This is a genomic window from Herbiconiux ginsengi, assembly GCF_900107435.1.
In the GTDB taxonomy this organism is placed as follows: domain Bacteria; phylum Actinomycetota; class Actinomycetes; order Actinomycetales; family Microbacteriaceae; genus Herbiconiux; species Herbiconiux ginsengi.
This window is the reverse complement of the sequence record NZ_FNPZ01000003.1, coordinates 439,709-466,079: the sequence shown is the minus strand read 5'-3', so window position 1 is coordinate 466,079 and position 26,371 is coordinate 439,709. Positions and strand designations below refer to the sequence as shown.

The window sequence follows — 26,371 nt, the reverse complement described above, 5'->3', positions numbered from 1 at the left end:
GTGCCGGGCCGCGCATCCTGTGGAGCGATCCGCCTTCTCCACAGGCGTGCCGTGGAGAAGACGCGGTGCCACGCTGGGGAGATGACCGCGACCCCGAAACGCGCCGTACGAGACGTCAGCCGGAGCCGCATCTTCCACGTGCTCGCCCGATCGGGCTTCGCCGTGAACGGACTGCTGCACATCCTGATCGGCGGAATCGCGATCGGCATCGCGTTCCACGGCGGGCAGGGCGGCGACGCCGACCAGACGGGAGCGCTCCAGGGGCTCTCCGACACCCCCGGCGGACTCGTGGTGCTGTGGATCGCGGTGGTCGGCCTCTTCGCGCTCGGCCTCTGGGAGGTCGCTCAGGTCATCCTCGCCTCCGATCCGGATGCCAAGAAGAAGTGGGGCAGGCGCGCCACCGAAGCCGGCAAGGCCGCGGTCTACGTCGTGCTCGGCAGCACGGCGTTGATCTTCGCGCTGGGCGGATCGAGCGACTCCTCCGAGAACAGTCAGTCCGCGAGCGCCACGCTGCTCGCCACGCCGGGCGGAGTCTTCTTGCTCGTGGCGGTCGGGCTCGCCGTCGTGGGGTTCGGGATCGGGTTCGTCTCGATCGGTATCCGACGCACCTTCCGCAAACTCATCCACACGCCGGCGGGCACGGCCGGCCGAGTGGTCACGGTGGTCGGCGTGGTCGGGTACCTCTCCCAAGGCGTGGCGCTCGGCGTGGTCGGCGTGCTCTTCGTGGTTGCGGCGGCGACCTACGACGCCGAGAAGGCCTCCGGTCTCGACGGCGCCCTGAAGGCGCTCACCGACCTGCCGTTCGGCGTCGTGGTGTTGGTCGCGGTGGGCGTCGGCCTCATCTTCTACGGCCTCTTCCTCGGCGCCCGAGCCCGCCTGGCTCGTCTCTGACCCCTCGGGGCCGCCACGCTCCCGGGCGGTACCGCTAACTCAGCCCCACCACCGCCACCTCGAAGCTCGCGAAGTCACGATCCTGGGTGAGGATCTCGGTCACGCCGTGATCGATGCAGATCGCGGCGATCCGGGCGTCATGAACACGTGGCCCCACCACGCCGGCCCCGTCGAGGATGCGCTCGAGCGTCACCCAATGCGAACTCGTCTCACCCAGAAGCTGCAGCGACGGCGACGACCGCCAGACGTCGATCTGCCGTCGCGCCGCCGAGGCGAGCGACCCACCCGCGAAGATCTTCGGATTCGTCACGACGGCGTAGAACTCATGGATGCACGGCCACGGGATGGCCCAGGCCGCCGGGCTCTCGGCGAGTTCGCGAACGGCGGCCGCGGCCCGGTCATGCAACGGCGAATCGGCGAGGAATGCGTAGATCAGCACGTTCGTGTCGACGGCGCGCATCCGTCTACCGCTCGTACGACTGCAGCACGAGGTCGTGCAACCCGCGGTCTCGCTCGACGCGCCCGCGCATGGTCTGCTCCATGGCGCTCCACCCGACGACGCTCGCATCGGGCAACCTGAAGCTCTTCTCCGTCGACGCCTCCTCCACCACCCGCGTGAGCGCTTGTTGCACGATCGCTCGCGCGGTCACGCCCCGTTCGCGCGCGATGCGCTTGATCTCCTTCACCAGGGGTTCCGGGATGTCGAACGTCGTCTTCATGGTCATACCCTACATCTGATACTGCTAGCAGTATCGATGGAACCTCAGGCAACGATCTGTGGAGAGATCACCCTCCGCGCCGATGAGGGTAGGAGTGGACGAGGCGGCTAGGCCGCCGAGCGCTGGGCACGGAGGCGCACCAGGAGGTCGGGCGCCCGCTGGTCGAGCTGGGCGCCACCGATGCGCACCCCGATGACGAAGAACACCGTTCCGAGCACGATCCCCACGACCAGCGTCAACCAGCCGAGGAGGACCGACGAGAACACCAGACTCAGCACGGCGAGCACCGATGCCGGGATCATCAGGAGCAGCAGCACCCCCCACGTTGCGAAGGCCGAGAGCGCCGTGGTGAAACCCGCGCCGGGCGCCGACTTGAACGGATTGTCACCCGCCGCCGGCACCGGCACGATGAGCTGCGACGACGAGACGCTCACCACCCCGAAGCCGCCGAGGAGCGCGGCGGCACACAGGCCGAAGAGCATCGGCAGCAACGACCAGGACCCGCTCACGGCCACGGAGCCCACCGTGATGAGGATCACGAGAGGCACCGCGATGATGGCGAGAGCCGCCACCCGGCCGATGCGATCGTCGCGCCCGCGCACGCCGTCAGCGATGTGAGTGGCGAACGCCGTGCCGTCATAGGAGATGTCGGTGTAGAGGCCGAGGGCGAGCAGGAAGGCGATGATCGGGCCGGCCGCGTTCAGCAGAGCGAGCGAGCCCATGTTGTTGGAGTAGAACCAGAGCAGCACCGGGATGAGCGGCACCACGATGAGCTGTCGCGCATAGCGCGGATCGCGCCGCCAGTAGGTCAACGCCCGCGCCGCGATCGCACCGGCCGGTGTGGCCGGCAGCACCCCGAACAGCCCCGTCTTGCCGCGCGCGACGCGCTTGCCGCCCGAGCTCACGGGTGAGACGAGCGCAACGCCGAGGCTCCAGCGCCAGATCACCACGAGCAGCGCCAGGGTGGCCAACGCGATGAGGAACTTCAGCCCGGCTGCCCCGAAATCGCCGATCGCGATGTCGGCCGGCACCGCCCAGGGCGCGCCGAGCGGCGACCAGCTGAGCGCCCGCGCGATGCCGGGCAGCGCATCCGCCGACAGCGCGATGCCGCGCGAGAGCCCGACGATGATCGGACCCAGCAGGATGAGCGGGATGAACACGAGGATGCCCGCGAGCTCGCGGAACCGCCGCCGCGACTGCAGACTCGTCGAGAGGGCGGCCACGGTGCGCGACCCGACCACGCAGGTCAGCACGGCGAGCACCGCGCAGACCGCCGCAGCGACGGCGGCGAACGGCGAGCGGATCCAGGTGGCGATCGTGGCGAGCGCCGCGATCGAGGTGACGATGCCAGGCACGCCGAGCACGCCGGCGGCGGTGAGGCCCACCAGCAGCTTGCTCATCGGCAGAGGGAACACCACGAGCCGCGCCGGGTCGAGCGTCTGCTCGACGCCGAAGGCCACGAGCGGCACCACGATCCAGCCCAGCACCACCGCCGACCCGGCGAGGACCACCACGGTCGTCGCGAGTTCGGTGGGCGCGAACCCGAGCGCCACCAGACCCGCCACGGCGACGCCGAGGATGCCGAGCCCGTAGACGGCGCCGATGATCACGGCCACCAGCTGCCAGACGCTCCGCTTCAGCGAGTTGCGGAGCACCAGGAAGCGGAGCTTTACGAGCGTCGCAACCATTCCGGCCCCTCTGCGTGGGTGCGGCCGCCGACGAGTTCGACGAAACGGTCCTCCAGCGTCGACGAGCCGCGCACCTCGTCGACCGTGCCGGCCACCAGCACGCGGCCGTGGGCGACGACGGCGACGTGGTCGCACATCCGCTGCACCAGGTCCATCACGTGGCTGGAGACGATCACGGTGCCGCCGTTCTGCACGTAGCCGGTGAGGATGTCGCGGATGTTCGCCGCCGACACCGGGTCGACCGACTCGAACGGTTCGTCGAGCACGAGCAGCCGAGGTGCGTGCACGAGAGCGCAGGCGAGGGCGATCTTCTTCGTCATGCCGGCCGAATAGTCGACCACGAGGGTGCCGGCCGCCTGCTCCAGGTCGAGCAGCTTCAGGAGGTCGCCGACGCGTTCGGCCACCTCGGCGCGGTCGAGACCGAAGAGCAGGCCGTTGTAGGTGACGAGCTGTTCGCCGGTGAGACGGTCGAAGAGCTTGACGCCGTCGGAGAGGTTGCCGACGAGGGACTTGGCCGTGATCGGATCGCGCCACATGTCGACGCCGTGAACGAGCGACTGACCGGCATCCGGTCGCAGCAGGCCCGTGGCCATGGAGAGGGTGGTCGTCTTCCCGGCGCCGTTGGGGCCCACGAGACCGTAGAACGAGCCGACGGGCACGGTGAGGCTCAGGTCGTCGACGGCCACTTTCTCGCCGAAGCGCTTGGTGAGGCCGGTGAGCTGCAGAGCGGGCGGCCCGGCGGATGCGGGACCGGATGCGGCCGCCGGGCCGGGCACGGCCGTCGGGGCGGACATGGCCGGTGGCGCGGCGGCGGGCACCGGCGCGGAATGGTCTGACATGCGTGTTCCCCCTACGGTCAAGGCCCTTCCACTCTGGTCCGAACCCGCGCGGGCGACAACTCCACCCGCCGACGACGCGCGAATCGGCTTTGCCATCGCGACGACGGCCGGCCCGAGCGGGTCGACGAGAAGGCCGGGCCATCGAGCCGGTATCGGCCCGCTGACCCGGCCCCCGGGTGGTGCGGTCGCGCGGTGACGCGCGGAGGTCGAGGCCGATCAGGCCGCGACGGACTCCTCGAGCTCGTCGAGGTCGATCGAGCCGGCGCGCAGCGGCGCCAGAGCCTTCGACCAGGCCACGAGCTGATCGAGCATGACCCCGACCTGCGGCTCGAGGTGGTCGCCCGGCTTGAAGGTCGAGTAGTTCTCGAACTCGGTGACGATCGAGATGGCGACCTGGGCGCGCACGGTGGCGAGCTGCAGCTCCGAGGCGATGAGACGCAGATGTTCGACCGCGCGGGCTCCACCCACGCCGCCGTAGCTCACGAATGCCGCGGCCTTGTTGTTCCACTCGGTGTAGAGGTAGTCGAGCGCGTTCTTCAGCACGCCCGAGGTGGAGTGGTTGTACTCCGGCGTCACGAACACGAAGCCGTCGAACTCGGCGATCTTGGCCGACCACGCCTTCGTGTGATCGTTCTGGTAGGCGTTCATCGACGGGGGCACGGCCTCGTCGAGGTGCGGCAGTGGGAAGTCGGCCAGGTCGACGAGCTCGAACTCGGCGTCGTCGCGGCGGGAGGCGATCTCCGTCACCCACCTCGCCACGGCTTCGCCGTTGCGTCCCGGACGGGTGCTGCCGAGGATGATCCCGATCTTGGTCATGTGGTGTGTCTCCTTCAGGAACGAATCGTGCGTAATGCGCGTTGTCAGTGATGCACAACAACGCCGATGCGGATTTAGTCCCGCTCCCGGCCACGCACTTTGAGGTGCGTGATGAACATGAGAGGACGTAACCCGACATGACGGCAGAGCTCGTGGATTCCTACGACGAACTGGAGCGAGTCTGCGATGTGAATGAGAGCCGCGAGCTCGTGCGCGACATCTTCACGATGACGGGCGACAAGTGGTCGATGCGGGTGATCAAGGCGCTCGACGACGGCCCGCACCGCTTCACTCGCCTGATGGCGGAGGTCGAGGGCATCTCCCACCGGATGCTCACCCGCACGGTTCGCGCGCTCGAACGCGACGGGCTGGTGCGCCGGCAGAGCTACGCCGAGTCGCCCCCGCGCGTGGAGTACTCACTCACGGAACTGGGTGAGACGGTGATCGAACCGGTGATGGCCTTCATCCAGTGGACGCATACGCACCAGGCCGAGATCGAGGCGAGCCGGGCGCGCTTCGACGGCTGAGCACGTCGCTGATCCGAAGAAGCGTGGACGTCAGCCCATCCAGCCCGCGTGCTTGAACATCCGACGGACCTCGAGCACCGTCGCCTCGGAGACCGGTACGCCGTCGGGGCGCCGGATCTCGAGGCGCTGGTTGCCGAGGTGCACGTCGATCTTGCCGCCGCCGTGGCTCTCCTCGACCTCCGCCACCTCCTTCAGCATGGTGACAAGGTCGTTCCACCCGATCTTGTGGGTCGTGGCGTGGTACTCGATCTGGTCGAGGATCTGGCGCGAGTCGGGGGTGATGTTCTGCGGTGCGGCCATCGTCGGAACCTTCCTGGAGAGTTGCCCTCAGATTATCGATCAGCCGGTCGCGGGTGAAGAGGGCCGTGACGCGGCGTCTCGGGGCCATCTCCGGGCCGTGACGAAATCGTGGCGAAGAGATTCTGGCGCTCGGCCATCGACGTGTGTTACTTTGTGCAGGACTTAATTTATTCCTGAAGTAACGGATGCATCGTGGCACGATACAACAGCGCTGACGTCAGCAGATCCGCCGTGCTGGCACGGCTCGGAGCGGTCGGGCCGGCCTCGCGGGCGGAGCTCGCCCGCACGCTCGGCGTCTCCCCCGCTCTCATCACGCAGCTGACGAAAGACCTCATCGCCGACGGTTTGGTGGAGGAACGCGAGCAGCTCCCCTCCCAGGGCGGCCGCCCCGCGCGACTGCTCGGCCTGGTGTCCAACGCCGGCCGGGTGGTGGGCGTGAAGGTGTCGGCCGATCATCTCGCCTTCGTGGAGTCGGGGCTCGACGGCCGGGTGCTCCGATCGGCGAGCGAACCGTTCGACGCCACCGACTCGATGTTCCTCAGCCGTTTGATGGAACTCATCCAGAGATTCATCGAAGGAGGCAACGCCCTCCCCCTGCTCGGCGTGGGCGTCGGCGTGCCGGGCAGCGTCGACCGGCAGGGCAACGGCGTGGTCGACTCGGTGCAGCTGGGCTGGAACCAGGTGCCGGTCGGCGACGTGCTGCGGCGCGGGCTCGCGCTGCCGGTGATCGTGGAGAACAACGTCAACGCCCTCGCCGTCGCCGAGCGCCTCTACGGCCTGGGCCGCAACGCCGACAACATGCTCGTGGTCACGATCGGTACCGGTATCGGCGCCGCGATCGTGACCGACGGGATCATCCTGCGCGGCGGCAGCGGGGGCGCCGGCGAGATCGGCCACATCCCGGTCAGCGACGACGGTCCGCTCTGCGTCTGCGGCGACCACGGCTGCCTCGAGAGCTACATCGGCGAAGCCGCCCTGGTGGCCCGCGCCAGAGAGGCCGGTGCACTCGGCGAGCACAGCGGCATCGCCGAGCTGCGCGCCTCGGCCGACGACGGCGACGAACGCGCCGCCCGCATCTTCGGCGAGGCGGGTGCGCTCCTCGGCCGCACCATCGCCGGGGTCGTGCACACCGTCGATCCGGAACTCGTGGTGGTGCTCGGCGAAGGAACCGCGGCCTGGCGCCACTGGTCGTTCGGGTTCGAACCAGCCCTCCGCTCCCACCTCATGGCGCGCCGCCGCGGCATCCCGGTGGAGGTGGAGACCTGGCAGGACGACAGCTGGGCGCAGGGCGCCGCCGCCCTCGTGCTCGCCACGCCGTTCGACTCCGAGGGCGTCGCCGGCGACCAGGGTCGCCTCGTGCGCGAGCGGCTCGTCGAGCAGTCGAGCTCGCGAGAGGCCGGCGCATCGTGACCGCCGTTCCCGCCACCGCGATCGCCGCGGAGGAGACGGATGCGCCACGCCGGCCCGTTCCCCCGCGCCCGGTGACAGGGCGCGGGCCCGGACGCCGCTCGCGCCTCCGGTACGCCCTCGTGGTGCTGGCCTTCCTGCTGCCGAGCGCCATCCCCATGCTGCTGTTCGTGCTCGGGCCGATGGTGGCCGCGGCCGGCATCAGCTTCACCGACTGGAACCTGCTCGCCCCGGCGAAATGGATCGGTCTCGATAACTACGCATCGCTGCTCACCGACCCGCGCACCGGAGACGTGTTCCTGCACACCCTCTATTACATCGTCGGCTACCTGCCGCTGGTCTACGTGGGCGGGCTCGCCCTGGCGCTCGCGCTCAACTCGGCGCTGAAGGGCCGCACCCTCCTGCGCGGCGTCTACTTCCTCCCGGTCGTCACGAGCTGGATCGTCGTGGCCCTGGTCTGGCGCTGGCTGCTGAATCCGTCGAACGGCGTGGTGAACACCGTGCTCGGGTTCTTCGGCATCGCCGGCCCCGGCTGGTGGACCGATCCGAACTGGGCGATGCCCTCGATCATCCTGGCCTCGGCCTGGAAGGATCTCGGCTTCGTGATGGTGATCCTGCTGGCGGGCCTGCAGACGATCAACCCCGACATGTACGACGCCGCGAAGGTCGACGGCGCGGGTTGGTGGCGACGATTGTTCTCGGTGACGCTGCCGCTCCTGTCGCCCTCGACGTTCTTCGTGCTGATCATCTCGCTGATCAACGGCTTCCAGGTGTTCGACCAGGTGTACGCGATGACCGGCGGTGGTCCGGCCGGCGCATCGCAGGTGGTGGTGCAGCAGATCTACGACCTCACCTTCCGCTACGGGCGGGCCGGGGAGGCCAGCGCGCTCTCGTGGATGCTCTTCATCGTCATCCTGGCGGTCACCGTCGTGCAGATCCGCGGTCAGAGGAGGTGGGTGAACTATGGCTGAGTCGCTGACGACCCGGATGCCCGTGGCCAGTCTCGCCCCCGTGCGCCGGCGCCGCCGGGTGAGCGTGCGCTTCGTGGTGCTGCACGTGGTGATGATCGCCGGCGCGCTGATCATGTTCTTCCCCTTCTACTGGACGCTCGTCACCTCGCTCAGCCCCGGGGCAGGCCTCGGCGTGACGCCCGAGGTGGTGCCGACCGATCCGTCGCTCGCCGCGTACCAGCAGCTGTTCACCGAGCGGCCGTTCGCGCAGGTGGTGCTGAACAGCATCCTGTTGGCCGCGATCACCACGATCGTGCAGCTGTTCACCAGTGCGACGGCGGCCTACGCCTTCAGCCGTCTGGCGTTCCGGGGCCGCACCGCGGTGTTCGGCGTCTATCTCGCCACCATGATGATCCCGTTGCAGGTGCTGATCGTGCCGCTGTTCGCGGAGCTCAAGGCCTTCGGCCTGATCGACACCTACCTCGGCGCGCTGCTGCCCACCTTCGCCTCGGCGTTCGGCATCTTCCTGCTCCGGCAGGCGATGAACCAGGTGCCCTTCGAACTCGACGAGGCGGCGACGCTGGACGGCGCGGGGCACTTCCGCATCTTCTGGACGATCATGCTGCCGAACATCCGGCCCGCCATCGCCACCCTCGTTGTGTTCGCCTTCATGGGCAGCTGGAACAGCTTCCTCTGGCCTCTCGTGGTGCTGCGCTCGCCCGAGCTGCAGACCCTGCCGATCGCCCTCGCCGGGCTACAGGGCCAGTACACGACGCAGTGGGACATCGTGATGGCCGGCTCCGTCGTGAGCATCATCCCGATGCTCGCGCTCTACCTCTTCGCCCAGAAATACGTCATCCAGGGCGTCGCCAACTCCGGGATCAAGTAGCCCGAAGCACCATCACATCAAAGGAGATACCAGCATGAAACGCCACCTCTTGGTCGTCGCCGGCCTCACGGCCTCGGCCACCGTCCTCGCATTGGGCGGATGCTCGTCGTCGGGCACCGGCGGCGACGACGCCGTCACCATCACCTACTCGAACTTCATCTCCAACGACGGGAACGAAGAGAACCTGCAGACCATCGTCGACGGATTCGAGAAGGCGAACCCGGGTATCACGGTTGACGTGAAGACGCTCCCCTACGCCGACTACGGCACCGCACTGCAGACGGATCTGGCCGCCGGCACCGCCGCCGACGTGTTCGACATCGAGTACGCCAACTACGCGCAGTACCAGGCCAACGGTGTTCTCGCGCCGCTGACCGTCGCCGATCCGGCCGCCTACCGCCCCACCCTGCTCGAGGCCTACCAGACCGACGGCACGCAGTACGCGCTGCCCAGCTCGTTCTCCGACGTGGTGCTCTACTACAACAAGGATCTCTTCGACGCCGCGGGCCTGTCGTACCCCACCTCCGACTGGACCTGGGCCGACGAGAAGGCCGCCGCCGAGAAGCTGACCGATCAGGCAGCGGGCATCTGGGGCGACCACCAGCCGGTGAGCTTCTACGAGTACTACAAGACGCTCGCCCAGAACGGCGGCAGCTTCCTCGACGACTCGGGCACGAAGACCGCTTTCAACACTCCCGAGGGCATCGAGGCCGCGAAGTGGCTCACCGAGAAGAGCGGCACCGTGATGCCCACCATCGAGCAGGGTCAGGGCACCCCCGACTTCGACACGAAGCTCTTCACCGACGGCAAGCTCGCCATGCTGCACACCGGCATCTGGGTGTTCAGCTCGATGGCCGACGTGCCGTTCGGCTGGGACATCGCGGTGGAGCCGGGCAACACCGACAAGGCGAGTGCCGTGTTCTCCAACGCCGTCGCCGTCTCGGCGTCGTCGAAGCACCAGGATGCCGCCGCGAAGTGGGCCGAGTACCTCACTTCGTCCGACGTCATGGTGCAGACCCGGCTCGACGCCGGCTGGGAGCTCCCGCCCATCTCCGACGAGGCGCAGCTCGACACCTACCTCGGCAAGGGCGACCCCGCCAACCGCCAGGCCGTGTTCGACTCGCTCGACGGCATCGCCCTGCCTCCCGTGGTGGCCACCGGTCAGCAAGAGATGCAGGACATCATGACCGAGGAGCTCGTGGAAGCCCAATCGGGACGCAAGAGCGTCGAAGACGCCCTCTCCTCGGCTCAGGAACGGATCGACGCCGTCATCGGCGGCTGATCCCGCATCCCGCCCCGTCCCGCCGCCCGTTCCGTCGCGACATCCGTCGACCGACTCCGCACCAGAAAGAGAATGATGACCGACGCCGCCACCCGGCCAGCCGCTGCGCAGACGCCCGCATCACTGGCCGCCCTCGCCTCGAGCAGCTACGAGCTGATCGTGGCCGAGCAGCACGCCTCCGGAGCCTACCCCGCGAGCCCGACCTTCTCGGCGTATGCCGGCTACAGCTGGTTCCGCGACGGCGCGTTCACCGCCGACGCGGTCTCCGCGTACGGCGGAGTGGAGTCGGCCGGCCGGTTCTTCGACTGGTGCGCCGGGGTGCTGCAGGCACGCTCGGCGTCGATCGAGCGGATCGTGCAGCGGGCGGGGGCGGGCAACCCGGTTCCCGACGCCGAGATGCTGGCGACCCGGTTCGCTCTCGACGGAACCGAGGGCACCGACGACTGGTGGGACTTCCAGCTCGACGGCTACGGCACCTGGCTGTGGGCGCTCGCCGAGCACGCCGAGCGGCACGGCGTCGACACCGAGCGGTGGCAGGTGGCCGTCGAGCTGTCGGTCGACTACCTCCTGTCGTCGTGGCGCCGGTCATGCTTCGACTGGTGGGAGGAGCACGCGAGCGAGGTGCACGTCTCGACCCTGGGCTGCATCGCGGCCGGCCTCCGGGCCGTCTCGCGGTCCGGGCTCGTCGGCGGCGAGCGGCGGGCGGGGGCGGATGCCGCGGTGGCGGCCATTCTCGACCTGATCGAGCGCGAGGGCACGAGCGACGGGCATCTCGCCAAGTGGCTCGGCTCTGCCGAGGTCGATGCGAGCCTGCTCGCGGTGATCAGCCCGTTGGGCGTGGTGGATGCCCGGAGCGAGCTCGGCCGGCGCACCGTGGCCGCGGTCGACGAGCAGCTGAACGCCGACGGCGGCGTGCACCGGTACCTCGCCGACACCTTCTACGGCGGGGGTCAATGGCCCTTGCTCAGCTGCTTCCTCGGGCTGGCCCGATTGGCCGGAGGCGACCGCGCGGGAGCTCTCGACGCGCTGGAGTGGGCGGCCTCGACCGCCGCCGACGACGGGCAGCTGCCCGAGCAGGTGGGCCGCCACCTGCTCGCCCCTGACCGCACGGCCGAATGGGTCGACCGGTGGGGCGAGGTGGCGTCGCCGCTCCTCTGGAGCCACGCGATGTATCTCCGCCTCGCCGTCGACCTCGGCGTCGTGGCACCGCTCGGAGCGGAGGGCGACCGATGATCCGTCACCGGCCGGCCGGCTCCGGGCATCCGTTCTCGGTCGACACCGAGCAGCGCGAACCGTACTTCCCCGTCGCCGGCGAGCCGCTCGTTCTCGGCGTGCGCACCTCCCCCGGCGTCACGGGCGTCGAGCTGGAGCTCGAACGGCACCGGCCGGGCGAATCGGCTACGAGCGCCGTGCTCCCCGCTGAAGCCGTCGAGCGCACCTCGCGCGGCCAGACGATCGACGGCGGTCACCTCGCCTCGGCCCAGGCGCGGCTCGCCCGCAGCTCGGGCGGCTGGCGCGTGGTGCTCGACGACCTGGTGGCGGACGAACGCATCCGCTACCGCTTCGCGGGCACCCGGGCCGACGGCACGACCGAACGCACCCGCTGGTTCGAGGCCCCGGTGCATGCCTGGCGCGACGCCGCCGACAGTGGGGTGTCGACCGAGGCATCCGGGGGCTTCGAGCGCCTGGTTCCGGGCAGTGTGCGCGTGCTCACCGACGGCGAGCGGGTGCGCCGGGTGGCGTTCGCTCTCGAGTTGGCTCCCACCGAGCACGTCACCGGATTCGGCGAGCGCTTCGACACCGTCGACCACCGCGGCTCCGAAGTCGACTCGGTGCTGTTCGAGCAGTACAAGAGCCAGGGCGCCGAGCGCAAGACCTACCTGCCGATGCCGTTCGCCCACGTGGTGGGCGGCGAGGGCTGGGGATTCCACGTGCGCACCTCACGTCGTGTGCTGTTCGACGTGGGCGCAGCCGACCGCTCCCGGCTGGCCGTGGAGGTCGAGACGGACGCGCCGCTCGAGTCTGCCGAGCCGTGGGTCGACGTCGCGCTCTATCCGGGCGACCCCACCTCCGTGCTCGATGCCTTCCTCACCGAGGTGGGCCGCCCCACGGAGCTGCCGTCGTGGGTCTTCCGGCTCTGGGCGAGCGGCAACGAGTGGAACACGCAGCACGAAGTGATGCTACAAGCCGAACTCCACCGCGAGCACGACATCCCCGTGGGCTCGATCGTGATCGAGGCCTGGAGCGACGAGAGCACCTTCACCGTCTTCCGCGATGCGCGCTACCAGGTCGCCGCCGACGGCGGACCGCTCACGCTCGACGCATTCGAGTTCCCCGCCGAAGGCGCGTGGCCCGACCCCAAGGGCATGGTCGACGAGCTGCATGCGCGCGACATCCGCTTGCACCTGTGGCAGATCCCGCTGATCAAGATGCGGCCGCACCCGGCCGGGCAGGTGCGAGCGGATGCCGAAGCCGCGGTGCGCGAGAACATGCTGATCCGCGAGGAGGCGCCTGACGGCACCATCCGTCCGTACCGCAACCGCGGCTGGTGGTTCCCCCTCGGTCTCATGCCCGACCTCACCGACGAACGGGCGGCGCGGTGGTGGACCGAGAAGCGACGCTACCTGGTCGACGAGGTGGGCATCGACGGGTTCAAGACCGATGGCGGCGAGCACGCCTGGGGTCGGGAGCTGCTCTACCTCGACGGCACCCGCGGCGACGAGGGCAACAACCGCTTCCCCGTCGCCTACGCGAAGGCCTACGGCGATCTGCTCGAGCGTTCCGGCAAGGCACCCGTCACCTTCAGCCGCGCCGGGTTCACCGGTTCGCAGGCGCACGGCGCGTTCTGGGCCGGCGATGAGAACTCCACCTGGGAGGCGTACCGCTGGTCGCTTAACGCCGGGCTCTCCGCAGCCGCCTGCGGCATCCTCTACTGGGGCTGGGACATCGCGGGGTTCTCGGGCGACGTTCCCGACGCCGAACTGTACCTGCGGGCATCCGGAACCTCGGTGTTCGCGCCGATCATGCAGTACCACTCCGAGTTCAACCACCACCGCCTGCCCTCGCGCGACCGCACGCCCTGGAACATCGCCGAGCGCACCGGCTCGGCGGAGGTGCTGCCGGTGTTCCGCGAGTTCGCCCAGCTGCGGGAGCGGCTCGTGCCGTATCTCACCGCGGCGGCTGCCTCGAGCATCCGCAGCGGGCGCCCGCTGATGCGACCGCTCTACTTCGATCACGGGCATGACGAACGGGTGTGGGAGCATCCACTGCACTGGTATCTCGGCGACGACCTGCTCGTCTCTCCTGTCGTGCAGCCCAGCGAGACGACCCACGAGGTGCTGCTGCCGGAGGGCCGCTGGGTGGATGCCTGGACGGGTGAGGAGTCCCGCGGCGATCGGATGCTGGAGCGGCCGACGCCGATCGGCGAGGTGCCGGTGTATGTGCGGGCAGAGGCCTGGCCGGCGCTCGGCGAGCTCTTCCCGGGCGGCGCGTAACGGTGTTACGGCGCACGACGCCGTGTGACGAGGCGGGCGGGCGCCGAGGGCAGGCGGCTGCCTAGGGTCGACAGGACCGTTGCACCCCGAACCGAGGAGACCTTGGCTGGCGCGCAAGGCATTCCGCCGCTGAGGCGGACTCCGGTTCAGCGTGGCTGGGCTACGAACTCGTTCCAGAGCTGGTCGGAGAAGCGACCGGGCAGGGGCAGCGCCTCCCGCTCGGCCGCGATCTCGGCCGCGTGCTGGAGGAGGGCCCGCGCCACGCGGTCGTTCTCACGGAACGCCACCGCGTTGGTGCGGGGCCTCGAGAACGCACCGACGAACGGCGAGTTCGTGTACGGCCCGATGGCGTAGCTGCGGTCGGACGGATGCTCGGTGCCGTGCAGCACACGCCGGTCGGCCGGGCGCACGGCCAGGCGCCCGGTCGGCGACGAGAAGTCCGCGTCACGGGCGATCTCCTCCAGGCCCGTGCCCGACGCCACGAGCGCGCGCAGCAGCTCGTTGTCGCTGCGGGCGATGCTCGTGTCGGGCAGGCGGGCATCCACCAGGGCGGTCGCGGTGACCACCCGGTCGAGGTTCGCACTGCCGGCGCGGAAGCATCCGTTCTCCTCGTCGGCCTCGAGCCACATCTCGCCGCCGAGGAACTCCACCACCCCGGCCTCCGAGAGCGCCAGCAGTTCCTCGAGCCGATGGGCCGGCGGACCACTGGCGATGAAGCTGAACCAGCCCAGCCACCAGCCGTTGATGTCGCGCACCCGTGATCGGGCCGTCCACTTCGGCGACGGGATCAGTTCGGCGAAAGCGAAGAGCGCCGTCAGCAACGCGATGAACAGGCCCAGGGTCGCGCTGTGCTCGGGCAGGGTGCGCAGACGCAGGTCGCGCTCGATGTACTCGCGCACGGCGCGTTGCAGTCCCTCGGCGTCGTCGAAACGGGCGCCGTGCAGGGGCCGGTCGAGCGCGGGCAGGAACACGCGGTCGATCTCGTCGATCACGGATGTCTCGATCAGCGCGGTCAGAGCCGTCGCGTCGCGTCGCACCCGGGCTTCGTCGTCGGGGTCGCCGAGATCGGGCCGGGCGTGACCCTGCGAACGCGACGGGGCGGACGCCTGCGCGGGCCCGGTCGCCGACGCCTCGGCCAGGATCGACGCCCGCGGGTCGAGGACCTCGAACCGCGCTGCGAACTCCGCCCAGCCGAGGCTCACGCGCTCCGGATGCCCGGTGAACAGTTCGCGGTAATAGCCCCAGAGCATCTCCTGCGCGATGAGCGGCCAGACGTCGGAGGCGAAGTCGAGGGTGTCGCGCTCGGCCTCGAGGGCCGCCGCGATGGCGGGCGTGAAGAATCGCGCCACGGGGGCCTCGCCCACCAAGGTGGAGCCGATCTTCGAATGGTAGGGCACACCCCGCCGGGAGCCCACGACGATCCGCGGTTCGCGGCCCGACGGCTCGTAGCGCAACGGGCCGGTGCCGTCGCCCGCGCCCTCGCGCACGAACCGTCCGCCGCGCCCCTCGGTCAGCAGCACGATCAGGTCGACCGCGGCGAGACCGAAGCCGCGCACGAGTACCCGCTGGCCGGGCGCGATCGCCCGGGTGTCGGCGTCCGCCGTGAAGGCGGGTGGCAGGTAATACAGCTCCCGGCGCGCCGCGAAGTCGATGAGGCGGGCGTGCTCCGGCTCCGGATCGGCGCCGGTGTGCCCGAGGGAGTAGAGCACGAGGTCGACGGTGAGCGCCTCGCCGCCTTCGAGAAGCACCCGCTGCCGGCCGTCGCGGGTCTCCTGCACGGATCGCGCCCGTGCCCGGTGCTCGCGCACCTCGACGGTGTCGGGCAGCTGGGCGAGCGTCTCCCGGTGGAACCAGCGCAGATACAGGCTCTGCAGCCGGCGGGTGGGGAAGCTCGCCGGTGCGAGGTGCAGCAGCTCCGACCGGAGCGCGTCGTCGAGGTCGGTCGGGGGTATCCGGATGACGCCCGATCGCACCTGCTCGGCCCATTCCACGAGCGAGGGACCCGGTCGCACCGGTCCATCGATGGTGGAGCACTCGTCGGTGAACATCGTGACGTCGGCGGCCATCGAGTTGAGCTTCAGCAGTGGTGACTGATCGTGGCGCCAGATGCGACCCGGGCCTGCCGGGTGCGGGTCGACGAGGTGCACCAGAAGCGGGGTGCCGTCGCTCCAGAGTTCGCCGAGGTTGGCGGCGATCCGCTCGAGAACGCCGACGCCGCGGGGACCGGCGCCGATCACGGCGAGGGAGACGGGCGTGCGCGAGGAGGCCGTGAACGACGGTGGAAAAGAGGCGGTCATTCCACAAGCGTCGGCATCCTGTCCACCACGCGGGGGCATTGTGACGGTGCGTGACACCGGTGACGAAATGTGAACGAGCGGCGTTGCCCGGCCCACGCGGACCGCCCTACCGTCAGGCAATCACCCACCGGAAGGGAGCCTGACGTGCCCATCGAATTCCTCGGCATCGCCGGATTGAACGACAGCAGCGAGACCCGTGCCCGAAGCGGATCGAGCTTCGACAAGGACTACACGCTGCGATTGGCGCGAGCGCACGAGGACAACGGCTGGGACCGCATCCTCTTCGCCTACCACTCCGGCGCCCCCGACCCGGCCACGGCGGCCGCGTTCGTGGCGTCGAAGCTCGACCACCTGAAGATCCTGCTCGCCCACCGGCCGAACGTCTCCTACCCCACCTACGCCGCGAAGGTCGTGGCGACCCTCGACCAGATCAGCGACGGCCGCGTCAACGTGCACATCATCACCGGCGGGTCGACGGCCGATCAGGCGGCGGAAGGCGACTTCCTCACGAAAGACCAGCGCTACGCGCGCACCGGGGAGTACATCCGCATCCTCAAGCAGGCCTGGACGAGCCGCGAACCCTTCGACTTCGACGGCGAGCACTACCGCTTCGAGAACTTCGTCAGCGACGTCTGGCCGGTGCAGCAGCCCCGCCCGCAGGTCTCCTTCGGCGGCTCCTCGGCCGCGGCCTACGCGATCGGCGCGGCCGAGAGCGACATCTACGCCCTCTGGGGCGAACCGCTCGCGAACACCGCGGAGCAGATCGCGACGATCACGGATGCGGCCCTCGCCGCCGGCCGCCCGTCGCGTCCGCGCATCCAGGTCGCCTTCCGTCCCATTCTCGGCGCCACGGAGGAGCTGGCCTGGAAGAAGGCGGAGGACATCCTCGGCCGGGTCGAGCAGCGCACCGAGGCGATCTCCGCGGCCGTCGGCGACCTCCGCAACCCCGAGAACGCCGGATCGCAGCGCCTGCTCTCCATCGCCGAGCAGGGCGACCGCTTCGACCGGGCCCTCTGGACCAAGGTGGCGGCGGCATCGGGCGGCCGGGGCAATTCCAACGCCCTCGTCGGCACCCCGGAGACCGTCGCGGCGGCGCTACTCGACTACATCGATCTCGGGGTCGACATCATCTCGGCCCGCGGGTACGACTTCGTCGACGACACCATCGACTTCGGCCGCTACGTCATCCCCCTGGTGCGCGAGGAGGTCGCGCGCCGTGACGCTGCCGCCGCCGCTTCCTCGCCCGCCCCCGAATCCGCGGAGGAGTCCGACCGTGTCGCTGCTTGAGAACCAGCCGGTGACCGAGGAGTTCGTCTACGTCGCCGCCGACGACGAGCTCGCGAGACCCCTGCTCACCGAACTCGCCGAGGAGTACGACTCCCGCTACGGCCACGCCTGGGGCGAGCCGGCCTCGGTGGAGCTGAGCCGCTACCCGGTGGCCGAGTTCAGCGCGCCTCGCGGCGCCTTCGTGCTTCTGCTGCGCGACGGCGTGCCCGTCGCCGGCGGCGCCTTCAAGACCTTCGACGAGCAGACCACGGAGCTCAAGCGCATCTGGACCTCCGCGGCCCACCGGCGCCAGGGCCTCGCCCGGCGCGTGGTGGCCGAGCTCGAGGAGGAGTCGCAGCGCCGCGGCTTCCGCCGCGTCTACCTCACCACCGGGCCACGCCAGCCCGAGGCCCAGCGGCTCTACTTCGAGACCGGGTACACGCCGTTGTTCGACGTGACCCTGACGCCGGAGGAGGTCGTGGTGCACGGTTTCGCCAAGTCGCTCACCGACGAGCCGCTCGATGTCGACGACATCCGGCGCCGGCACGACGCCTCGCTGGTTGAGTTCTACGCAGCGCTTCCCGGCGGGCGGCTCGGCGACGGACTCGGAGCGGCCGAATGACCGGCGTCGTCTCGGCCCGCCCGACCGAGACCCTCGAACCCGAGCCCGAACGCGCATCCGCATCCGGCGCCCTCCCACCCGGCATCGACCTGAAGAAGCTCGCAGAACGCAAGGTGGTGCCGTTGCGGCATCCGCTGCGCTGGATCGTGACCGCGGTGGTGCTCGTGCTGCTGCTCAACTTCGTGCAGACGCTCTTCACGAACCCGTCGTGGGAGTGGGCGAAGGTCGGGCAGTGGTTCTTCAGCCCCGCCATCCTCAAGGGCCTGCAGCTCACCCTGGTGGCCACCGGCATCAGCGCCGTGGTCAGCTTCCTCGGTGGCATCGTGGTGGCGCTCGGCCGTATCTCACCGAATCCGGTTCTCAGCACGGTGAGCTGGCTCTACATCTGGCTGTTCCGTTCGGTTCCGCTCATCCTGGTGCTGATCTTCCTGTTCAATCTGGGCAACCTCTACCCCACCATCGGCGTCGGCATCCCGTTCGGGCCGCAGTGGGAGGTGCCGACCTTCACCGTGCTCTCCTCACTCACCCTGGGCGTCATCGGGCTGAGCCTCTCGGAGATCGCGTACAGCGCCGAGATCGTGCGCGCGGGCATCCTCGCCGTCGACCAGGGGCAGCACGAAGCGGCGAAGGCGCTCGGCATCCCTCAGCGACGGCAGTTCACCCGGATCGTGCTGCCGCAGGCCCTGCGCTCGATCGTGCCGGCCTACGTCAACCAGATCATCGGATTGCTCAAAGCCAGTTCGCTCTTGTTCTACGTGTCGCTGCTCGACCTGTTCGGCGTGGTGCAGAACCTCGGCAGCACCTACCCCACCGACATCATCCCCCTGCTCGTGGTGGCCACCATCTGGTACCTCATCCTCACCAGCGCGATCTCGATCGTGCAGTACTACATCGAGCGCTTCTACGCCCGCGGCTCCGTGCGCGAGCTGCCGCCCACGCCGTTCCAGCGGGTGCGGCGTACCCTCGCCGGCGTGCGCTCCGGCGAACGGGAGACTGTCGCATGAGCATCGCGATCGAGATCCACAACGCCACGAAGAGCTATGGCGACAAGACCGTGCTGAAAGGCGTCGACCTCACCGTGGAGGCCGGCACAGTCACTGTCATCCTCGGTCCTTCCGGCTCCGGCAAGTCGACGCTGCTGCGCGCCATCAACCACCTCGAACAGCTCGACGAGGGCTACGTGGCGCTGAACGGCGAGCTGATCGGCGTGCGCGTACAGGGCGACCGGCTGAAAGAGCGGCGGGAGAAGGACATCCTGCGCCAACGCGCGAAGATCGGCTTCGTCTTCCAGAACTTCAACCTTTTCTCGCACCTCACCGTGCTCGACAACGTCAGCGAGGCGCCCGTCTCGCAGGGTGCCAAGCTGAAGGAGGCGCGCGAGCATGCCCGCGGCCTACTCACCCGGGTGGGCCTGGCCGACAAGGAGAGCGCCTATCCCCGGCAGCTCTCGGGCGGCCAGCAGCAGCGCGTGGCCATCGCCCGGGCGCTGGCGCTCGAGCCCGAGGTCATCCTGTTCGACGAACCCACCTCCGCGCTCGATCCCGAGCTCGTGGGCGAGGTGCTGCAGGTCATCCGCGGCCTCGCAGGCCTCGGCAAGACCCTCATCGTGGTGACCCACGAGATCGGCTTCGCCCGCGAGGTGGCCGACCAGGTGGTGTTCGTCGACGGCGGCGTCATCGTGGAGCAGGGCTCCCCCGCCGACGTGCTGTCGAACCCCCGCCACCAGCGCACCCGCGACTTCCTGGACAAGGTGCTCGCCTGAGCAGCGCCCGTTCTGAAGGCGTGCTTGCACGCATCCGTCCCACCGCAACCCCACACAGCAAAGGAACCACCATGACCAGACCCACCCGCCTTCGAGTCCTCGGGGCTCTCGCCACCGCGGCCGCGCTCGTCGCCGGACTGGCGGCTTGCGCGAGCGACGCCTCCGCCTCGGGCGAGACGGATGCCGCGGCATCCGGCACCGTCACCGTCGGCGCGTTCTCGAACGGCGCCGCCACCGAGACCGAGATCGAGGTCTCGCAGGTCGACGAGATCCGCGACACCCTGCCGAAGGAGGTGCTCGACAGCGGTGAGTTCACGATCGGCGTGGGCGCGCTGCCCGCCGGCTTCCCGCCGCTCGCCTACACCGGCGACGACAACGAGACGCTCACCGGCGCCGAACCCGACCTCGGCCGCCTGGTCGCCGCCGTCTTCGGCCTCAAGCCCGTGGTGAAGAACTCCACCTGGGACAACCTCTTCGTGGGCATCGACACCGGCGCGACGGATGCCGGGTTCTCGAACATCACCGACACCGAGAAGCGCAAGGAGAAGTACGACTTCGCCTCCTACCGCGGCGACAACCTCGCCTTCCAGGTGCTCGCCTCGAACGACTGGGAGTTCGACGGCGACTATGAGAACCTCGACGGCCTCACCGTGGCCACCGCCAGCGGCACCAACCAGGAGAAGATCCTGCTGGAGTGGAAGTCGAAGCTCGAGGCCGAGGGCAAGACACTGAACGTGGTCTACTTCCCCGACGCGAACTCCATCACGCTGGCCCTGAACTCCGGCCAGATCGATGCGCAGTTCAACCCGAACCCGGGCATCGCCTACCAGAACACGGTGTCGAAAGACGGCGCGAACCCCACCCGCACGGCCGGAACCTTCTCGGGCGCGGGCGCGACCCTCGACGGCCTGATCGCCGCGACCGTGAAGAAGGACTCCGGGCTTGCCCAGCCGATCGCAGATGCCATCAACTACCTGATCGAGAACGGCCAGTACGACCAGTGGCTGGCCGCCTACGACCTGCAGAACGAAGCGGTCGAGACCTCCCTGGTGAACCCGCCCGGGCTCCCCCTCGACAACAGCTGAGCCGATCCACCTCCGACTCGTCCCGAAGTAGGCAGAACCTCCCGGTTTCGCCCACTTCGGGACGAGTCGTTTCTGCGTTCAGCCCGCTCTGCGTTCAGCCCGCTCTGGGTTCAGCCCGTGAGCGCGAAGAGGGAGGGGGTGGCCCGTGTGCCCTCGACGAGGTCGGCGAGGAGGGCTCCCACGGCCGGGGTGAACTTGAAGCCGTGGCCCGAGAAGCCTGCGGCCACGGCCACGGGGCCGCGGGAGTCGATCACGAAGTTCGAGTCGGGGCTCGTGGTGTAGGTGCAGCTGATCTCGGTGAGCACCTCGGCGTCCGCTCCCGGCAGCCACTCCCGCACGTAGCGGCGCAGCAACTCGAGCTGCTCGGGCTCGGACCGGAAGGTGCGGGCATCCGGATCGCTGACGGGGCCGACGCCGTGCCAGCCCGCCTTCACGCCCTCGCCGGGGGTGAGCATGCCGTAGACCGGTGAGGGCCAGAAATCGAAACGCGGATCGCCGGGAGTGGGCGCGTGGTTGAAGCCCGGCCATGCGGCATCCGGGTCGCGCACGGCGAAGTGAGCGGGTTGCTCCTGCGTGACGACGAGACGCGGGAGCGGGAGCACACCGCCGAGGAGCTTCGTGGTCCAGGCGCCGAGCGCCACCACCACCCGGCGGGCATCGAAGTGCTCGGTGTCGCCGGTCTCCTCCCCCGTGGCCGGGTCGAGCACGAGGGCGCGGATGCTGACGTGATCGTCGTCGACCGGTTCGATCGAGGTCACCCGCCGGTGGTGGGCCACCCGAGCCCCGTGCGCGGCCGCCGCGGTCTGCAGGGCGCGCACCGCGGCATCCGCGTTCAGCCGGCCGGCCTGCGGGGTGAAGAGCACGCGGGTGTCGAAACGGATGCCGGGCCAGCGGCGCCCGGCCTCGACCGGGTCGACGAACTCGGCGTCGAAGCCGTGCCGCGCCAGGGCGGCCGCCACAGTGTCGTATCCGGCACCGCCCTGGTTCACCGCGCCGCCGTGGTTGACGATGCCCACCTGGTCGAGCAGGTGCTCGCCGGTCTCGCCCTCGAGCCGGCGCCAGAGCGGCAGGGCCTCCTGGAGCAGGGCGAGGTAGTCGGGATCGGCGTAGCTGAGGTTGAAGTTGCGCGATGCGCCGTGCGAGGCGCCGTTCTTGTGCCCCGGCGCGAACCGTTCGAGCAGCACGACGTCGCGACCGCGGCTCGCCAGCTGCCAGGCCGCGGCGGAGCCCATCGCCCCGCCGCCCACCACGACGACGTCGACACGGGTGGCGGAACGGTCGGTCATAACGCGCGCAATCCTACGACACCGTCGAACGCGCTCGCGCTCGCCGCCACGCGGCGGTCGGCCTCGCGCGGACGAGCCGGCCGAGGGGTCCACTCGGGCCGAGCCGATCCGAGATGGCCGCGGAGGGTCTTCGACCCGTAGTCGGCGCGGAACAGGCCACGCTCCACCAGCACGGGCACCACTTGACGGGTGAACGCCTCGAACTGCTCGTGCAGGTAGGCGCTCTGCACCGTGAACCCGTCGGCCGCGCCGGCGCGGAACCAGGTCTCGATGTGGTCGGCCACGTCGGTCGCGGAGCCCACCACGAGCGGGGCCGGGAAGAGGTGTGCCACGAGCAGGTGCCGGTAGTCGGTGGCGCGCGGCCCACCCGGAACACGGCCCGAGCGGCGGCGCACGGTCTCGATCAGCCGCTGCCCCGCCGCGTTGAACCGTTCAGCATCGCTGAGACTGACCGGATCGTCGAGTTCGCGGTCAAGGAGCGGTACCCCGACGAAGCGGCGGATCGCGGCGGCCGTGCGATGCGGCGGAAGGCCCGGCAGAGCGTCGCCGCCTCCGCGCCCCACACCTTCGTCGACGGGCACCAGTTCCACGAGTCGGTCGTAGAGGCGCCACGCGGCCTCGCGCGTCTCGGCCACCACCGGGAGGAGCGGCACCACGACGGTCACCGAATCCGCCTCGCGCCCGTGCGCGGCGACGGCCGCGTGGATGTCGCGCACCAGCTGCACGCCCTCGCGGAGCCCCGCGGGCGACACGATGTGCAGTTCGGCGTACTCGGCGGCGAACTCGCGGGCGCGCGGGGAGACATCCGCGTGCACGATCGGCACGTGCCCCTGCACCGGCCGAAGCCCGAGTGCCGGGCCGGCGACGCGGAAGTGCCGGCCGTCGTGGTCGATCGGCGAGATCTTCGAGCGATCGATCAATGCGCCGCGCTCGGCGTCGGCCACAACCGCGTCGTCGGCCCAGCTGTCCCAGAGACCGGTGAGCACGGCGAGGTACTCGGCCGCGACCTCGTGCCGGTTCGCGCCCGGGCTGGTGGGCGCATGGTTGGCGTCGGCCCGTGGTTCGGCGCCCACGGCGAGGTTGAGGCCGAAGCGACCCCCGCTCAGGTGGTCGAGCGACGCCGCCGTGCGCGCGACGGCGAAGGGATCGGAGTAGCTCGTGTTCACCGTGGCGATCAGGCCGATCCTGCTGGTCGACGACGCCAAGAAGCCGACGGCCGAGAGCGGATCGATGCGGGCGAGCAGATAGGGATCGGTGAACTCCAGCTCGAGGTTTCCGGAGAGCCAGTCGCCGAAGAACAGGTAGTCGAGGTGCGCCCGTTCCGCCTCCTTGGCCAGACGCTTCAAGGCCTGCGGATCGCCGGCCGGGTCGCGGTGCGCGCCCTCGACGCGCCACCCCGACGGGAAGGCGCCCAGGGTGCGCACGGCGGCGCCGAGCACCACGGCGCCCTCGCGACGCGGGAGCGATGCAGAGACGCTCATCGACCGGCCTTTCCCCTCGTGGAGCACGGGTGCAGTCGCCTCGCACCCGAACTCCGAGCTTGCACAGACGCGGCATCCGATCGCCGGAATGTTTCGCACTATGGCGAACATTCCGATTCGTTACGGACGCGTTGCGGAAAGGGATGTCGCGCGTGATCGGCTCGAGGCATGACACGTGCTCTCCACCTCGCGGTCGCGCTCGACGGCACCGGCTGGCATCCAGCCGCCTGGCGCGAAGCCTCCGCCCGCCCCACCGAGATCTTCACCGCCCGCTACTGGCTCGACCTCGTGCTCGCCGCCGAACGCGGCGGCGTCGACTTCGTGACCATCGAGGACTCGCTCTCGCTGCAGTCCTCCGTGTTCGCCGCGCCCGACGACCGCACCGACCAGGTGCGCGGCCGACTCGACGCGCTTCTGATCGCCTCGTCGGTGGCCCCGCTGACCACGCGGATCGGGCTCGTGCCCACCGTCACCACCACCCACACCGAACCCTTCCACGTGGCCACCGCTCTGCAGACGCTCGACTTCGCCAGCGAGGGCCGCGCCGGCTGGCGGGTTCAGGTGTCGGCGTCCTCCGCCGAGGCGCGGCATTTCGGGCGGCGCACCATCGAGCCCCTCGACCTCGAGGCTTACCGCCGTGGCGAGGGCGAGGCGCTCATGCGCGAGCTCTTCGACGAGGCCGGCGAGGTGATCGAGGTCGTGCGGCGCCTCTGGGACAGCTGGGAGGACGACGCGATCGTGCGCGACGTCGAGAACGGCCGCTTCCTCGACGGATCGAAGGTGCACTACACCGATTTCGCGGGCCGGTTCGTGAGCGTCACGGGGGCGTCGATCACCCCGCGCTCCCCTCAAGGCCAGCCGCCGGTGACCGCGCTCGCGCACGCGACGATCCCCTACGAACTCGCGGCCGAACACGCCGATCTCGTCTACGTGACACCGCACTCCCCCGACGACCTCGAGCGCATCCTGGCCGAGGTGCACGACGCCGAGGCGCGACTGCGCGACCCCGTGCGGCCGCCCCTGCTCGTGTACGCCGACCTCGTGGTGCTGCTCGAGGAGCAGGCGGATGCCGCGGAGAACGCCCTGCGCCTGCTCGACGACCTGGCCGGCGCACCCCTCACCTCCGACGCGCTCGTAGTGGCCGGCACCCCGGCCGCCCTGGTCGAGCGCCTGCTCGACGGGCACCGGCGCGGCCTCGACGGCTTCCGGCTGCGGCCCGCGCGGCTGCCCGCCGATCTCGACGCGATCGCCGGGTCGGTGATCCCGGCGCTCGAAGCGGCCGGGGTGCGCGCCGCCGCGGCATCCGACCAGTCCGGTGCGTCGGCTTCCGGCTCGGCAGCGACCCTGCGCGACCGACTCGGGCTGGAACGGCCCGCCAACCTGTTCACCGCCTCGACGCGCCCCACGGAGGTGCGCGCATGAGCACGTCCGAGCTCCGCCAGGTGCACCTGGCCGCCCATTTCCCGGGCGTCAACAACACGACGGTGTGGAGCGATCCGAGCTCCGAGAGCCAGATCGCCTTCTCATCGTTCCGCCACTTCGCGCAGAACGCCGAGCGCGGGTACTTCGACTACCTCTTCCTCGCCGAGGGCCTCCGCGTGCGGGAACACAAGGGGCGCATCTACGAAGCGGATGTCGCGGGCCGGCCGAACACGCTCGCCATCCTCGCCGCGGTCGCCGCCGTCACGGAGCACATCGGCCTCGTCGGCACGCTCTCGGCCACCTTCAACGAGCCCTACGAGCTCGCCCGGCAACTCGCGACCGCCGACCACCTCAGCGGCGGACGGATCGGCTGGAACGTCGTCACCACCTCCGACGCCTTCCACGGCGCGAACTTCCGGCGGGGCGCCTTCCTCGACCGTGACGACCGCTACCGCCGCGCCGCCGAATTCCTCGAGGTCTCGAGGCAGCTCTGGGACGGTTGGGCACCGGATGCGGTGGTCGCCGACAAGGCCGGCGGACGCTTCCTCTCCCCGGCGGGCGTGACGGAGGTCGACTTCCACGGCGACTTCTTCGACGTGACCGGCCGGGCCACCGTGTCACGGAGCCCGCAGGGTCATCCGCTCATCGTGCAGGCCGGCGACTCGGCCGCCGGACGCGACTTCGCGGCTCAGCACGCCGACGTCATCTTCTCGCTGCACAGCGAGTTCGCCGACGCTCAGGCCTTCTACACCGACGTGAAGTCCCGGCTGCCGGCGTTGGGCCGCGACGAGGACTCGCTCAAGGTGCTGCCGGCGGTGACCTTCGCCCTCGGCGACACTCAGGCCGAGGCCGAGGAGCGCGCCCGCGACATCGCGCTCGCGCAGACCAGCGGGGCGACGGCCATCGCGTTCCTCGAACGCATCTGGGGGCGTGATCTCACCGCCTACGACCCCGACGGCCCTCTGCCGTCGATCGACCCCGATCCGGCCGGCGCGGGCATCACGCAGGGGCGTGCGAACAACGCCGCCGATCCCCAGTCCACCGCCGACGCCTGGCGGGCACGGGCAGAGGCCGAGAAGCTCAGCATCCGGGAACTCGTGATCGCCCTGTCGGCGCGGCACGGCTTCGTCGGCACGCCGTCGCGGGTGGCGGAGGAGATCAACCGCTTCGTGCAGGAGCGCGCGTCCGACGGCTTCGTCATCGTGGGGCACACCAACCCCTACGGGCTCGACGAGTTCGTCGACACGGTCGTGCCCGAGCTCCAGAACCGGGGCGTGTACCGCACCTCGTACGAGAACGGGGAGACGCTCCGGCACCGTCTCGGCGTGCGCGAGTACGCCTGAGGGGG

Annotated in this window: 24 protein-coding genes; 15 read left to right on the top strand and 9 right to left on the bottom strand. The window is 70.0% G+C overall.

All coding sequences use genetic code 11. The annotated features are described in order from the left end of the window. Positions 1–81: 81 nt before the first annotated feature. Entirely contained in the window at positions 82–891 is an 810-nt protein-coding gene (locus tag BLW00_RS14915; RefSeq protein WP_092555520.1) for a DUF1206 domain-containing protein, read from the top strand. 34 nt (positions 892–925) lie between these two features. On the opposite strand, the gene BLW00_RS14910 is transcribed toward BLW00_RS14915, so the two are convergent. The 5 genes from BLW00_RS14910 to BLW00_RS14890 form a co-directional block, all read right to left on the bottom strand. Next, complete coding sequence (locus tag BLW00_RS14910) at positions 926–1,351, bottom strand: type II toxin-antitoxin system VapC family toxin (RefSeq protein WP_092555518.1); 426 nt, start codon at positions 1,349–1,351, stop codon at positions 926–928. Between the two features lie 4 nt (positions 1,352–1,355). Further along, positions 1,356–1,610 carry a DUF2191 domain-containing protein gene (locus BLW00_RS14905; protein ID WP_139256727.1) on the bottom strand — a complete coding sequence of 85 codons (255 nt, stop codon included), beginning with the start codon at positions 1,608–1,610 and terminating at the stop codon, positions 1,356–1,358. Positions 1,611–1,717: 107 nt separating this feature from the next. After that, positions 1,718–3,298 (bottom strand): transporter, encoded by a 1,581-nt coding sequence (locus tag BLW00_RS14900; RefSeq protein WP_092555514.1) that lies wholly within the window; start codon positions 3,296–3,298, stop codon positions 1,718–1,720. After that, positions 3,280–4,092 carry an ABC transporter ATP-binding protein gene (locus BLW00_RS14895; protein WP_092556154.1) on the bottom strand — a complete coding sequence of 271 codons (813 nt, stop codon included), beginning with the start codon at positions 4,090–4,092 and terminating at the stop codon, positions 3,280–3,282. Before BLW00_RS14895 ends, BLW00_RS14900 begins: the two co-directional genes overlap by 19 nt. Before the next feature lie 261 nt (positions 4,093–4,353). Then, a complete protein-coding gene (locus tag BLW00_RS14890) occupies positions 4,354–4,953 on the bottom strand; it encodes an NADPH-dependent FMN reductase (RefSeq protein ID WP_092555512.1) in 600 nt (199 codons plus the stop codon). Positions 4,954–5,090: 137 nt separating this feature from the next. Between BLW00_RS14890 and BLW00_RS14885 the strand changes: the two genes are divergently transcribed. Next, entirely contained in the window at positions 5,091–5,480 is a 390-nt protein-coding gene (locus BLW00_RS14885) for a winged helix-turn-helix transcriptional regulator (protein ID WP_092555510.1), read from the top strand. Between the two features lie 30 nt (positions 5,481–5,510). Here the strand turns inward: BLW00_RS14885 and BLW00_RS14880 are convergent, their stop codons facing one another. After that, the gene (locus BLW00_RS14880) at positions 5,511–5,780 is read right to left on the bottom strand and encodes a hypothetical protein (protein WP_092555508.1); all 270 of its coding nucleotides are present in this window, start codon (positions 5,778–5,780) and stop codon (positions 5,511–5,513) included. 192 nt (positions 5,781–5,972) lie between these two features. Here BLW00_RS14880 and BLW00_RS14875 point away from each other — a divergent pair, with 192 nt between their 5' ends. The 6 genes from BLW00_RS14875 to BLW00_RS14850 all read left to right on the top strand — a co-directional run bounded on the left by BLW00_RS14875 (position 5,973) and on the right by BLW00_RS14850 (position 13,802). Further along, positions 5,973–7,190, top strand: coding sequence for an ROK family transcriptional regulator (locus BLW00_RS14875; RefSeq protein WP_092555506.1), 1,218 nt, complete (start codon positions 5,973–5,975; stop codon positions 7,188–7,190). Next, positions 7,187–8,158, top strand: coding sequence for a carbohydrate ABC transporter permease (locus BLW00_RS14870; protein WP_217634387.1), 972 nt, complete (start codon positions 7,187–7,189; stop codon positions 8,156–8,158). The genes BLW00_RS14875 and BLW00_RS14870 overlap by 4 nt, the downstream gene beginning before the upstream one ends. Further along, positions 8,151–9,026, top strand: coding sequence for a carbohydrate ABC transporter permease (locus BLW00_RS14865; protein ID WP_217634386.1), 876 nt, complete (start codon positions 8,151–8,153; stop codon positions 9,024–9,026). Before BLW00_RS14870 ends, BLW00_RS14865 begins: the two co-directional genes overlap by 8 nt. A gap of 34 nt (positions 9,027–9,060) precedes the next feature. Continuing rightward, positions 9,061–10,308 (top strand): ABC transporter substrate-binding protein, encoded by a 1,248-nt coding sequence (locus BLW00_RS14860; protein ID WP_092555504.1) that lies wholly within the window; start codon positions 9,061–9,063, stop codon positions 10,306–10,308. A gap of 75 nt (positions 10,309–10,383) precedes the next feature. Further along, positions 10,384–11,541, top strand: coding sequence for a glycoside hydrolase family 15 protein (locus BLW00_RS14855; RefSeq protein WP_092555502.1), 1,158 nt, complete (start codon positions 10,384–10,386; stop codon positions 11,539–11,541). After that, on the top strand, positions 11,538–13,802 hold the full coding sequence (locus BLW00_RS14850) for a glycoside hydrolase family 31 protein (RefSeq protein ID WP_092555500.1): 2,265 nt from the start codon (positions 11,538–11,540) through the stop codon (positions 13,800–13,802). The genes BLW00_RS14855 and BLW00_RS14850 overlap by 4 nt, the downstream gene beginning before the upstream one ends. Positions 13,803–13,948: 146 nt before the next feature. Here BLW00_RS14850 and BLW00_RS14845 read toward each other — a convergent pair whose 3' ends face one another. Continuing rightward, positions 13,949–16,099 (bottom strand): FAD/NAD(P)-binding protein, encoded by a 2,151-nt coding sequence (locus tag BLW00_RS14845; RefSeq protein ID WP_175494295.1) that lies wholly within the window; start codon positions 16,097–16,099, stop codon positions 13,949–13,951. Between the two features lie 144 nt (positions 16,100–16,243). Here BLW00_RS14845 and BLW00_RS14840 point away from each other — a divergent pair, with 144 nt between their 5' ends. The 5 genes from BLW00_RS14840 (at position 16,244) to BLW00_RS14820 (ending at position 20,834) form a co-directional block, all read left to right on the top strand. Next, the gene (locus BLW00_RS14840) at positions 16,244–17,386 is read left to right on the top strand and encodes an LLM class flavin-dependent oxidoreductase (protein WP_092555496.1); all 1,143 of its coding nucleotides are present in this window, start codon (positions 16,244–16,246) and stop codon (positions 17,384–17,386) included. Next, positions 17,373–17,987, top strand: coding sequence for a GNAT family N-acetyltransferase (locus tag BLW00_RS14835; protein ID WP_092555494.1), 615 nt, complete (start codon positions 17,373–17,375; stop codon positions 17,985–17,987). The genes BLW00_RS14840 and BLW00_RS14835 overlap by 14 nt, the downstream gene beginning before the upstream one ends. Next, the gene (locus BLW00_RS14830; protein ID WP_092555492.1) at positions 17,984–18,991 is read left to right on the top strand and encodes an amino acid ABC transporter permease; all 1,008 of its coding nucleotides are present in this window, start codon (positions 17,984–17,986) and stop codon (positions 18,989–18,991) included. The genes BLW00_RS14835 and BLW00_RS14830 overlap by 4 nt, the downstream gene beginning before the upstream one ends. Next, positions 18,988–19,749 (top strand): amino acid ABC transporter ATP-binding protein, encoded by a 762-nt coding sequence (locus tag BLW00_RS14825; protein WP_092555490.1) that lies wholly within the window; start codon positions 18,988–18,990, stop codon positions 19,747–19,749. Before BLW00_RS14830 ends, BLW00_RS14825 begins: the two co-directional genes overlap by 4 nt. Before the next feature lie 71 nt (positions 19,750–19,820). Then, a complete protein-coding gene (locus BLW00_RS14820; protein ID WP_092555488.1) occupies positions 19,821–20,834 on the top strand; it encodes a transporter substrate-binding domain-containing protein in 1,014 nt (337 codons plus the stop codon). A 110-nt stretch (positions 20,835–20,944) separates the two neighbouring features. Here BLW00_RS14820 and BLW00_RS14815 read toward each other — a convergent pair whose 3' ends face one another. Both BLW00_RS14815 and BLW00_RS14810 read right to left on the bottom strand, forming a co-directional pair. Beyond that, positions 20,945–22,120 (bottom strand): FAD-dependent oxidoreductase, encoded by a 1,176-nt coding sequence (locus BLW00_RS14815; RefSeq protein WP_092555486.1) that lies wholly within the window; start codon positions 22,118–22,120, stop codon positions 20,945–20,947. After that, positions 22,117–23,601, bottom strand: a complete 1,485-nt coding sequence (locus BLW00_RS14810) for an NtaA/DmoA family FMN-dependent monooxygenase (protein WP_175494294.1) — start codon at positions 23,599–23,601, stop codon at positions 22,117–22,119. The genes BLW00_RS14815 and BLW00_RS14810 overlap by 4 nt, the downstream gene beginning before the upstream one ends. A 168-nt stretch (positions 23,602–23,769) precedes the next feature. On the opposite strand from BLW00_RS14810, the gene BLW00_RS14805 reads away from it, so the two are divergent. Beyond that, the gene (locus BLW00_RS14805) at positions 23,770–25,023 is read left to right on the top strand and encodes an LLM class flavin-dependent oxidoreductase (RefSeq protein ID WP_092555480.1); all 1,254 of its coding nucleotides are present in this window, start codon (positions 23,770–23,772) and stop codon (positions 25,021–25,023) included. After that, the gene (locus tag BLW00_RS14800) at positions 25,020–26,366 is read left to right on the top strand and encodes an NtaA/DmoA family FMN-dependent monooxygenase (protein WP_092555478.1); all 1,347 of its coding nucleotides are present in this window, start codon (positions 25,020–25,022) and stop codon (positions 26,364–26,366) included. Before BLW00_RS14805 ends, BLW00_RS14800 begins: the two co-directional genes overlap by 4 nt. The last annotated feature ends 5 nt before the right edge of the window (positions 26,367–26,371 follow it).

Excerpts from the sequence above, each read along its gene's own strand:
- BLW00_RS14915 (WP_092555520.1), top strand. The coding sequence starts at position 82 with ATGACCGCGACCCCGAAACGCGCCGTACGAGACGTCAGCCGGAGCCGC.
- BLW00_RS14910 (WP_092555518.1), bottom strand. The coding sequence starts at position 1,351 with ATGCGCGCCGTCGACACGAACGTGCTGATCTACGCATTCCTCGCCGAT.
- BLW00_RS14905 (WP_139256727.1), bottom strand. The coding sequence starts at position 1,610 with ATGAAGACGACGTTCGACATCCCGGAACCCCTGGTGAAGGAGATCAAG.
- BLW00_RS14900 (WP_092555514.1), bottom strand. The coding sequence starts at position 3,298 with ATGGTTGCGACGCTCGTAAAGCTCCGCTTCCTGGTGCTCCGCAACTCG.
- BLW00_RS14895 (WP_092556154.1), bottom strand. The coding sequence starts at position 4,092 with ATGTCCGCCCCGACGGCCGTGCCCGGCCCGGCGGCCGCATCCGGTCCC.
- BLW00_RS14890 (WP_092555512.1), bottom strand. The coding sequence starts at position 4,953 with ATGACCAAGATCGGGATCATCCTCGGCAGCACCCGTCCGGGACGCAAC.
- BLW00_RS14885 (WP_092555510.1), top strand. The coding sequence starts at position 5,091 with ATGACGGCAGAGCTCGTGGATTCCTACGACGAACTGGAGCGAGTCTGC.
- BLW00_RS14880 (WP_092555508.1), bottom strand. The coding sequence starts at position 5,780 with ATGGCCGCACCGCAGAACATCACCCCCGACTCGCGCCAGATCCTCGAC.
- BLW00_RS14865 (WP_217634386.1), top strand. The coding sequence starts at position 8,151 with ATGGCTGAGTCGCTGACGACCCGGATGCCCGTGGCCAGTCTCGCCCCC.
- BLW00_RS14860 (WP_092555504.1), top strand. The coding sequence starts at position 9,061 with ATGAAACGCCACCTCTTGGTCGTCGCCGGCCTCACGGCCTCGGCCACC.
- BLW00_RS14855 (WP_092555502.1), top strand. The coding sequence starts at position 10,384 with ATGACCGACGCCGCCACCCGGCCAGCCGCTGCGCAGACGCCCGCATCA.
- BLW00_RS14850 (WP_092555500.1), top strand. The coding sequence starts at position 11,538 with ATGATCCGTCACCGGCCGGCCGGCTCCGGGCATCCGTTCTCGGTCGAC.
- BLW00_RS14845 (WP_175494295.1), bottom strand. The coding sequence starts at position 16,099 with ATGACCGCCTCTTTTCCACCGTCGTTCACGGCCTCCTCGCGCACGCCC.
- BLW00_RS14830 (WP_092555492.1), top strand. The coding sequence starts at position 17,984 with ATGACCGGCGTCGTCTCGGCCCGCCCGACCGAGACCCTCGAACCCGAG.
- BLW00_RS14825 (WP_092555490.1), top strand. The coding sequence starts at position 18,988 with ATGAGCATCGCGATCGAGATCCACAACGCCACGAAGAGCTATGGCGAC.
- BLW00_RS14820 (WP_092555488.1), top strand. The coding sequence starts at position 19,821 with ATGACCAGACCCACCCGCCTTCGAGTCCTCGGGGCTCTCGCCACCGCG.
- BLW00_RS14815 (WP_092555486.1), bottom strand. The coding sequence starts at position 22,120 with ATGACCGACCGTTCCGCCACCCGTGTCGACGTCGTCGTGGTGGGCGGC.
- BLW00_RS14810 (WP_175494294.1), bottom strand. The coding sequence starts at position 23,601 with ATGAGCGTCTCTGCATCGCTCCCGCGTCGCGAGGGCGCCGTGGTGCTC.
- BLW00_RS14805 (WP_092555480.1), top strand. The coding sequence starts at position 23,770 with ATGACACGTGCTCTCCACCTCGCGGTCGCGCTCGACGGCACCGGCTGG.
- BLW00_RS14800 (WP_092555478.1), top strand. The coding sequence starts at position 25,020 with ATGAGCACGTCCGAGCTCCGCCAGGTGCACCTGGCCGCCCATTTCCCG.